This window comes from Kitasatospora sp. NPDC059747 (genome assembly GCF_042732955.1).
Classification (GTDB): domain Bacteria; phylum Actinomycetota; class Actinomycetes; order Streptomycetales; family Streptomycetaceae; genus Kitasatospora.
On sequence record NZ_JBHWGV010000154.1, the window covers coordinates 10,563 to 18,580 of the forward strand.

Annotated in this window: 6 protein-coding genes; 4 read left to right on the forward strand and 2 right to left on the reverse strand. The window is 72.3% G+C overall.

Annotated elements, in window-relative coordinates:
* Window positions 1-40: 40 nt before the first annotated feature.
* Window positions 41-460: a peptidase inhibitor family I36 protein gene (locus ACFV4G_RS38945; protein WP_380447531.1), complete on the reverse strand. Its 420-nt coding sequence runs from the start codon at window positions 458-460 to the stop codon at window positions 41-43.
* A gap of 445 nt (window positions 461-905) precedes the next feature.
* Between ACFV4G_RS38945 and ACFV4G_RS38950 the strand changes: the two genes are divergently transcribed.
* Window positions 906-3,008: a DUF4157 domain-containing protein gene (locus ACFV4G_RS38950; RefSeq protein WP_380447532.1), complete on the forward strand. Its 2,103-nt coding sequence runs from the start codon at window positions 906-908 to the stop codon at window positions 3,006-3,008.
* Between the two features lie 188 nt (window positions 3,009-3,196).
* Here ACFV4G_RS38950 and ACFV4G_RS38955 read toward each other — a convergent pair whose 3' ends face one another.
* On the reverse strand, window positions 3,197-4,381 hold the full coding sequence (locus ACFV4G_RS38955) for an agmatine/peptidylarginine deiminase (RefSeq protein ID WP_380447534.1): 1,185 nt from the start codon (window positions 4,379-4,381) through the stop codon (window positions 3,197-3,199).
* Between the two features lie 178 nt (window positions 4,382-4,559).
* Here ACFV4G_RS38955 and ACFV4G_RS38960 point away from each other — a divergent pair, with 178 nt between their 5' ends.
* The 3 genes from ACFV4G_RS38960 to ACFV4G_RS38970 all read left to right on the forward strand — a co-directional run bounded on the left by ACFV4G_RS38960 (window position 4,560) and on the right by ACFV4G_RS38970 (window position 7,908).
* On the forward strand, window positions 4,560-5,186 hold the full coding sequence (locus ACFV4G_RS38960; protein WP_380447536.1) for a TetR/AcrR family transcriptional regulator: 627 nt from the start codon (window positions 4,560-4,562) through the stop codon (window positions 5,184-5,186).
* Window positions 5,187-5,392: 206 nt separating this feature from the next.
* Window positions 5,393-6,382: an alpha/beta hydrolase gene (locus ACFV4G_RS38965; protein WP_380447538.1), complete on the forward strand. Its 990-nt coding sequence runs from the start codon at window positions 5,393-5,395 to the stop codon at window positions 6,380-6,382.
* Window positions 6,383-6,501: 119 nt separating this feature from the next.
* Window positions 6,502-7,908, forward strand: a complete 1,407-nt coding sequence (locus ACFV4G_RS38970; RefSeq protein ID WP_380447542.1) for a hypothetical protein — start codon at window positions 6,502-6,504, stop codon at window positions 7,906-7,908.
* Window positions 7,909-8,018 lie beyond the last annotated feature (110 nt).

Genomic DNA, 8,018 nt, shown 5'->3' on the forward strand with positions numbered 1-8,018 from the left:
GTCCCCGACGAGCGGGGCCCGGCACCCGGTCGGAGCCGGATCAGAGTTCCCAGGCCTGCGAGTGGTTGTTGTTGCGCATGTTGATGGAGCCGCCGTTCCACGGCACCGCGCCCAGGTTGGCCCACGAGTTGTGCGGGATGTACTGGTTCGGGCCGGTGTTGCGGATGCTGTACTCGCGGTAGTAGACGCGGACGTTCCAGTTCTGGTCCATGTTCCACACGGAGGCGGCGTTGTTCATGACGGCCTGGCCGTTGCCGGCCCCGCCGCCGCCGAAGTAGCCGTCGTAGTTGCCGTCCTCGCCCTTGCCGAAGAAGGCACCCTGCAGGTCGGGGCTGTAGTAGACGCACGCGTCGCCGCTGATGCAGCCGCCGGAGCTCGCGAGGGCCGGCGTGGCGGTGCCGAGGAGCACCGTTCCGAGGGTGACCGCGGCCAGGGCGGCGGCCGCCATCTTCTTGTTCATCTCACTGCCTTCCGATCGGTGGAGTGGGATCCCCCGCACCCTCGTCCCGGGGCGGGTCGCATCCCTGATCGTGATCAGGCCGTGGTGCTCGGCCCGACGGGAACGACTCTGCGCCAGGAGCGGAGCCGACTTCGAGAGCGGACGGACTGTTTGGAACGTCCAACCCGTTCCCACAGCGCTGAGCTGGGGATTGGGAACGGCACGATCGGACTCCGGATCCCGTGGAACGGCTCTCCGGCAGCAGGCTTCGGTCACACGCCGGGTGGGAGGGGAATGGGAAGTCGGCCCGGCCGACTTCCCGTGCGCTCCGAGGTCCTGATCGACTTCCCTCACCGGGCAGGGCGTCTTGCCCTGTGTTGGGCCCTGCGGGCCGTTCCGGCGGGGTGTGCCCCGTGGGAGCCTGGATGGTCAGGCTCTGCACGCGATCTCGGCGAACGGATCTGTCATGCGGCACACCACCGATTCCCAGCGGAAGGCCGCTCCGGACCGCGAGCAGGTCAAGCCCCGCGACGCCGGACGGGCCGGCGGCTCGCCCGGTGCCCTCCAGCGGTCGATCGGGAACGCCGCCGTCGGGCGGATGATCGCGCGCGAGGCGGTACAACGCGAGGCAGTACAGCGCGACGCGGACGGCGGCGCCGCGGTGCGGGACGCCGCCGCCGTCGCCGGGCGGGCGAACCGGCGGCTTCCGGGCGACGTGCAGCGGTCCATGGAGAGCGCCTTCGCCACCAGCCTGGACCACGTCCGGGTCTCGGTCGACGAGCGGGCCGCCGCGGGCATCGACGCCCGGGCGTACACCGTCGGCAGCAACATCGTCGTGCAGAACGCGGGCGTCCTGCGCGACGTCGAGACGATGGCCCACGAGATCCACCACACCACCCAGCACGACGCCCCGGCCGGCCTCAGCGACCCGGACGGCAGGTGGGAGCGCGAGGCCGCCGACGTCGGTGCCCGCGTCGCCCGCGGCGCGACCGTCCGGCGCCCGGTCCAGCGCCGAGCGGCCGACGGCCACGAAGGACACGTCCACGGCGCCGCGCTCCAGCGCCGGGTCGGCTTCGAGTTCGAGTCGCAGTGGCGGGTGCGCGACCACAACGACCTCACCGCGCAGGACGAGCAGGCCTACCAGGACGAGGTCACCCGGCGCGACGGCATCATCGGCCTGAAGATCCTCCGGAACATGGCCGCGAAGGTCGCCGCCGATCTCCTGGACGAGAACGAGCAGGCCAGGACGCCCAACGAGCTCACGACGGCCTGGATCGCCGAGCTGCCCCGGCAGGGCCCGGCCGACCCGCCGCGGTTCGAGGCGACCGACGCGGGCCGGGCCCGGCTGCAGCGGGCCCGGCAGGAGAAGCCCGACGAGTACGCGCGGCACGCGGAGGGCGCCGCCTATCCGCTGATGGCCAACGGCGAGATCCGGGAGACCCCTATCCGCGGCCGGGACGTCCCGAAGATGGGCGTCGTCGGCCGGGGCACGGACTACAAGCTCACCTCGGACGTCAGCCCGACGGGCGGGTCGGCCCTGGAGTGGGTCACCGAGCCGCTCACCACGAAGGACGAACTCCTCGCCGTGATGGGCGAGATCACCCGGGTCTCGGCGGCCCTGGACGCCCGGCAGGACGAGGAGTCCTTCCCGCTCACGGACGTGCAGCTCGGGGGCTTCACGGCGGACGCCGGAATCATGGTCTTCCCGCTGGGCGGCGAGCTGGTCTACGCGCCGCAGATGACCGGCGGCTTCAAGCTCGACGAGCTGCCCCGGCTGGTGAAGTACCTCAACGTGCCGAACAAGAAGCCGTTCACCACCTCCGCTTCCGCCTTCGAGCAGCGGAAGGAGGCCAAGGACGACCTGCACACGGGCTCCCTCGGCGAGGTCGACCAGATCCGCAAGCAGGCGGAGGACCAGGCCAAGCGGCTCGGCAAGGACGTCACCGGCGGCGAGTCCACGGCCGCGCTGGTCGGCCTGGCCACCCTGGTCGGCAGCTACCTGGTGAACGGCGACAAGCTGCCGCCCAAGTCGAACTCGAAGTCGATCGCGGGCGGCCTGATGTCCCGCACGTCCTTCGCCCACAACTTCACCCTGCTGCCCCGCCCGTTCCGCGTCCACTTCCGCGAACACCCCGACCAGTTCGCCGCGTTCGTCCTCCGGGCGGCGGGCTTCGACCCGACCGACACGCAGGCGCCGGTGTACTCCAACACCGTCGAACACGGCGACGCCGGCGACCGCCGGGAGCGGGCGATCCCCCTGACCCGTCACCAGTGGCTGATGGGCATGCCCACGGGCAAGGACCTCCTGCGGAAGTACACGAACCTGAACACGGCGGAGAAGGCGGACGTGACCCAGGACGACTGGGTGCACATCCACGGCTCCCTCGGCGCGCTCGGCAGCGTCGACGACCGGGTCGGCCCGCTCGGCAAGGAGGAGGTGGCCCTGGTCGCCGAGCTGCGCCGGATGAAGGACGGCCTGCGGACCCCAAACCTCACGCCGCTCACGGTCGCCGCGTTCGACCTGGTCCAGCTGCTGAACGCGGGCAGCTCCCTCAAGTACAAGAAATAACACCGAAGTTGAGCCGTGTGGGGAGGGGGGCGGCGGCGCCTGGGGGGCCCCCCCAACCCCCACCCGCCCCCACCCCGCGCCCCCCGCGCCCCCCCGGGGCCGCCCCCCCAAAAAAACAAAAAAACCCCCCTTGTGCCCGGGGGTGGCCCCCCGCCCCACCCGGGGGGTCCCCACACACGTGCCGCCGCCTACGGCACGGGCTGCTGCTGGGTGACGCAGTGGATGCCGCCGCCCTGGTTCCCGAGATTGTCGATGTTGAGCTGGACGACGGTGCGGCCGGGGAAGAGGCCCTGGAGGACCCTCTTGGCGTTGGCGTCGGCGGTCGTGTCGCCGAACTGGGCCGAGATGACGGCACCGTTGCAGACGTAGTAGTTGGCGTAGGAGTCGACGAAGCTGCTGCTGACCGCGCGGATCAGGTTGTAGTCCGGCGACCGCAGCGCGGTGACCGCGATCGGCGTCCCCTGGGCGTCGGTGGACGAGGACAGGATCTGGTACTGCTGCTGCTCGTCGTTGGACCAGATGTCCGGCGGGTCGGCCGGATTGGGGGTCTGGACCAATCCGACGCCGGGGCCGAGGAAGCGCGAGGTGGCATCGACGTGGTCGTCGGTGATGTCCTGGCCGCTGATGCCGTCGAACCAGATGACCTTGCTCGCGCCGTAGGCCGCGCACATGGCCTGTTCGATCTGCGCCTGGGACAGGTTCGGGTTGCGGTCGGGGTTGATGATGCTGCTCCTCGTCGCCATCAGCGTCCCGGCGCCGTCGGTCTCGATGGCGCCGCCTTCACTGACCAGGCCGGCGGCAGTGAAGGGGAGGCCGAGGTAGGCGGCGACGCGCTGCGCGACGAGGGCGTCGTTGGCGTGCTGCTGGTGGTTGCCCCAGCCGTTGAAGTTGAGGCCGACGGTGTCCAGGCCGCCCGCGCCGTCGGTGCGGAAGACGGCGCCGGTGTCGCGCATCCAGCAGTCGTCGACCGGGATGGAGCCGATGACCGTGACGTTCGGGTTGGTGCAGGCGCGCCTGGCGGCGGAGACGCCGGCCGCGTTGGCGAGGAGGTGGACGGGCTCGTACTTCGCGATGGTGTTGGCGATGAGGGCGATGTTGGCCTGCACGCCGGAGAGCTTGCGCCCGTAGATGGTCGTGCTGTCGGGCCAGGCCATCCAGGTGCGGGTGTGCGGGACGCCGTCGTCCGGAACCGAGAACGCGCCCGCGAGAGCCGGGGCGGCCGGCGCACCGCCGCGCGGGGTCGTCGACCGTCCGGCGGCGCGGGCCCGGGGGCCGGTGGCCGCCGTGACGGCGGCGCCGGCGGCGGTCATGGCGGCCGCTGTCAGGAACCGCCGTCTGTTCGGGGTCCATTGATCGGGGGTCTGATCGCTCATGGGGGATCTCCCGTCAACTCGCCGTGGGGGTGGCGAGGTTGACCGGAAAGCTATAACTGGCCAAGCGCTCGGTCAATTCTTCGCGCAGAAGTCGGGACCGGTGGGGCGCCTGAGCCCGGACGGCCGGATCCGCCGATGTCCCGATGGCCGATCCCCGGCGGTCGTTACAGTTGCGCCCATGGCGACGCGCTCGAACGACCAGACCCCCTCGGCCGCCGGGGACGCCGGGCGTCGACGTCCCTCGGCCAAGGGCGAGCAGACCAGGGCCCGCCTGATCGCGGCCGCCCGCACCCTCCTGGCCGGCGAGGCCGCCGGGCGCTTCACCACCCGCAACGTGGCCGCCCTGTGCGGGATTTCGCACGGGATGTGCCACTACCACTTCCAGGACAGGACCGACCTGATCGTGGCCGTGATCGAGGACATCCGGCCGGAGTGGATCACCCCGCTGGAGGAGGCGGTCGACCTCCCCGGGAGCTTCACCGAACGCGCCGAGCGCGTGATCGCCCTGCTGACCCGGCCCGAGAGCCCGGACCTCGCGCACCTGCACTCGGCGCTGCACTGGCTCGCCCTCAACGACGACCGCATCAGGGAACGCCTCGACGAGGACTACCGGCGCTGGCGCGCCTGCTTCGTGCGCATGTTCCGGCTCCTGGCCGACGAACGACGGACCGGCCTCGACGCCAGGCTCCTGGGCGAGACCTTCGCGGCGGCCGTGGACGGCCTGGCCGCCGCCCAGTCGCTCGACCCCGGCACGGAGACGGGGACGGTGCTGCGCACCCTGATGACCGCGCTCACCGCCGCCTGACCTGGCTCGCCCGACCGGGCGCGGAGCCGTTCGGTTCCTTCCTCCGCCCTCCGGGTCAAAGACACCAGTCTCGGCGATCGGGCCTCCCCCCGTCAGTCCGGATCGTTCCGGATTCCGCGCCGTGCGGCGGGTGACTACCGTCCCAACCGCTCGACCACCGGGCGGTCCGGACGGGCCGCCGTCACGCGCGTTCCCAGGAGGCCACGTTGACCGCCCAGCACCCCACCCGCAGGAGCATCCTCAGGACCGGCGGCGGGCTCGGCGCCGCGCTGGCGCTGGGCGCCGCCGGCTCGCTCGCCTCGGCGAGTCCCGCGGCAGCGGCCGGCGACGGCTTCGGCCTGAGCATCGTGGACCGCAACGAGAGCGACCCGCGGATGTGGTACTACCGCTTCCGCACCTCGGCGATCGGCTGGAACCCCGCCGTGAACGTGCTGCTGCCGGACGACTACCAGTGGAGCGGGCGCACCTACCCGGTGCTGTACCTGTTCCACGGCGGCGGCAACGACCAGGACTTCATCACCTTCGACCGGGCGGGCGTCCGCGACTGGACCGCCGGCAAGCCGATCATCGTGGTGATGCCGGACGGCGGGCACGCCGGCTGGTACTCCAACCCGGTCAGCTCCAACGCGGGCCCGCGCAACTGGGAGGAGTTCCACATCAACCAGCTGCTGCCCTGGGTCGAGGCCAACTTCCGCACCTACGCCGAGTACGACGGCCGCGCGGTGGCCGGCTTCTCGATGGGCGGCTTCGGCGCGCTGAAGTACGCCGCCAAGTACTACGGTCACTTCGCCTCGGTCAGCGCCCACTCCGGCCCGGCCAGCCTGCGCCGGGACGGCGGCCTGGTGGCGCACTGGGCGAACGCCTCCTCCGCCGCGCTGGACCTGAACGGCGGCACGGTCTACGGCGTGCCGCTCTGGGACCAGGCGCGGGTGAGCGCCGACAACCCGGTGGAGCGGATCGAGAGCTACCGCAACAAGCGGGTCTTCCTGGTGGCCGGCACCAGCCCCAACCCGGTCGACTGGTTCAGCACCGTCAACGAGACCCAGGTCCTGGCCGGGCAGCGCGAGTTCCGCTCCCTGCTCGACGGGGCGGGCATCCCGTACGACGCGCGTGAGGTGCCCGGCGGCCACGAGATCCGGCCGGACATGTTCCGGCAGGACCTGGACGGCATCATCGACCGCCTGCGCAAGGCGTGAGGGCCGCCCCGGTGTTCCCCTCCCTCCTCCGGCGCGCTTCGCGACCCGCACCGGCCCCGGCACCGGCCCCGGCCACCCCGCTGCATCGGGTCCTGGTCTCCGCGCTCGCGCTGCTCGGCATGACGGCGGGCCTGACGGTCGGCGTCGGCGCCACGCCGGCGCCGGCCGCCACCGGCATCGACCTCTGCGCCGAGGTCGGCTACACCGCGGGCTTCCGGGGTGACGCCCTGGTGACCGCGATCGCCGTCGGCATGGCCGAGTCCAGCTGCAACCCGCTCGCGTCCAACGTCCAGAACAACACGCCGCCGTCCACCGACCGGGGCCTGTGGGAGATCAACAGCTACTGGCACCCCGAGGTCAGCGACGCCTGCGCCTACGACGCCCAGTGCAACGCCAACGCGGCCTACCGCATCTCCAACAAGGGCACCGACTGGGCGCAGTGGTCGACCTACAAGGAGGGCGCACACCTGCGGTACCTGGACGCGGCCCGGGCCGCCGCCGACCGGCTCGGCCACCACGACCCCGGGCCGGCCCCGGTCGTCTACCCGACACAACCCGGCCGGGTCGTCTCGGCGCGCTCGGCGGACGGCCGCCTGGAGGTGTTCGCGGCCGGGGCGAACGGCGTCTCGCACGCCTGGCAGAACAAGGTGAACGGCGACTGGTCCGAGTGGGAGTCGCTCGACGGCCCCGGCGGCGCCCGGCTGACGATCGGCGCGGACGCGGACGGCCGCCTGGAGCTGTTCGCCCTCAACGGCAGCACGCTCCAGCACCGCTACCAGCTCCAGCCCTCCGGCGCCTGGTCGGGCTGGGACACGTTCGGCACCGGCGGCCACAACCTCGCGGTCGGCGCCAACCAGGACGGCCGCCTCGAAGTCTTCGCCTCCGGCCCGGTCGGCGTCTTCCACCGCTACCAGACCGCGCCCAACAGCGGCTGGTCCGGCTGGGAGCCGGCCGGCGGCGGCCCCGCCGACAGCGAGATCGGACTCGGCAAGTCCCCCGACGGGCGCCTGGAGGTCTTCGCCCTCAACGGCTCCACCTTCCAGCACATGTGGCAGACCGCCGCCAGCGGCGCCTGGTCGGGCTGGGAGACCTTCGGTGACGGCGGCCACGACCTCACCGTCGACCACAACCAGGACGGCCGCCTCGAAGTCTTCGCGTCCGGCTCCACCGGCGTCTACCACCGCTACCAGACCAACCCCACCACCTGGTCCGGCTGGGAACCCACCGGCGGGCCGGCCGACTCCCAGCTGACCAGCGAGCACGCGCCGGACGGCCGGGTGGAGGTCTTCGCCATCAACGGCACCACCGCCCAGCACCTGTGGCAGACCGGCGTGAACGCCCCGTACGACAAGTGGGTCGCCTTCGGCGGCCCCGGCACCGAGATCACCGCGGCGGCCAACGCCGACGGCCGCATCGAGGTCTTCGGCTCCAGCGGCACCGGTGTCCACCACCGTTGGCAGACCGGCTTCTCCACCTGGTCCGAGTGGTCCTGGCTCAACACCACCTCCGGCCCCGCCGTCGGCTGAGGCCGACCTGCGTGTGGTCGCCCCCGGCCCCCGCCGGGCGGGGGGACGGGGGGACGCGGGGGGGGGGGGGGGGCGATGGGCAAGGCCCCCGGGCCCAGGGACGAGGCGTG

Bases quoted from the DNA above. Each gene is read 5' to 3' on its own strand.
- ACFV4G_RS38950 (WP_380447532.1), top strand. From the start codon at position 906: ATGCGGCACACCACCGATTCCCAGCGGAAGGCCGCTCCGGACCGCGAG.
- ACFV4G_RS38970 (WP_380447542.1), top strand. From the start codon at position 6,502: ATGACGGCGGGCCTGACGGTCGGCGTCGGCGCCACGCCGGCGCCGGCC.
- ACFV4G_RS38945 (WP_380447531.1), bottom strand. From the start codon at position 460: ATGAACAAGAAGATGGCGGCCGCCGCCCTGGCCGCGGTCACCCTCGGA.
- ACFV4G_RS38955 (WP_380447534.1), bottom strand. From the start codon at position 4,381: ATGAGCGATCAGACCCCCGATCAATGGACCCCGAACAGACGGCGGTTC.
- ACFV4G_RS38960 (WP_380447536.1), top strand. From the start codon at position 4,560: ATGGCGACGCGCTCGAACGACCAGACCCCCTCGGCCGCCGGGGACGCC.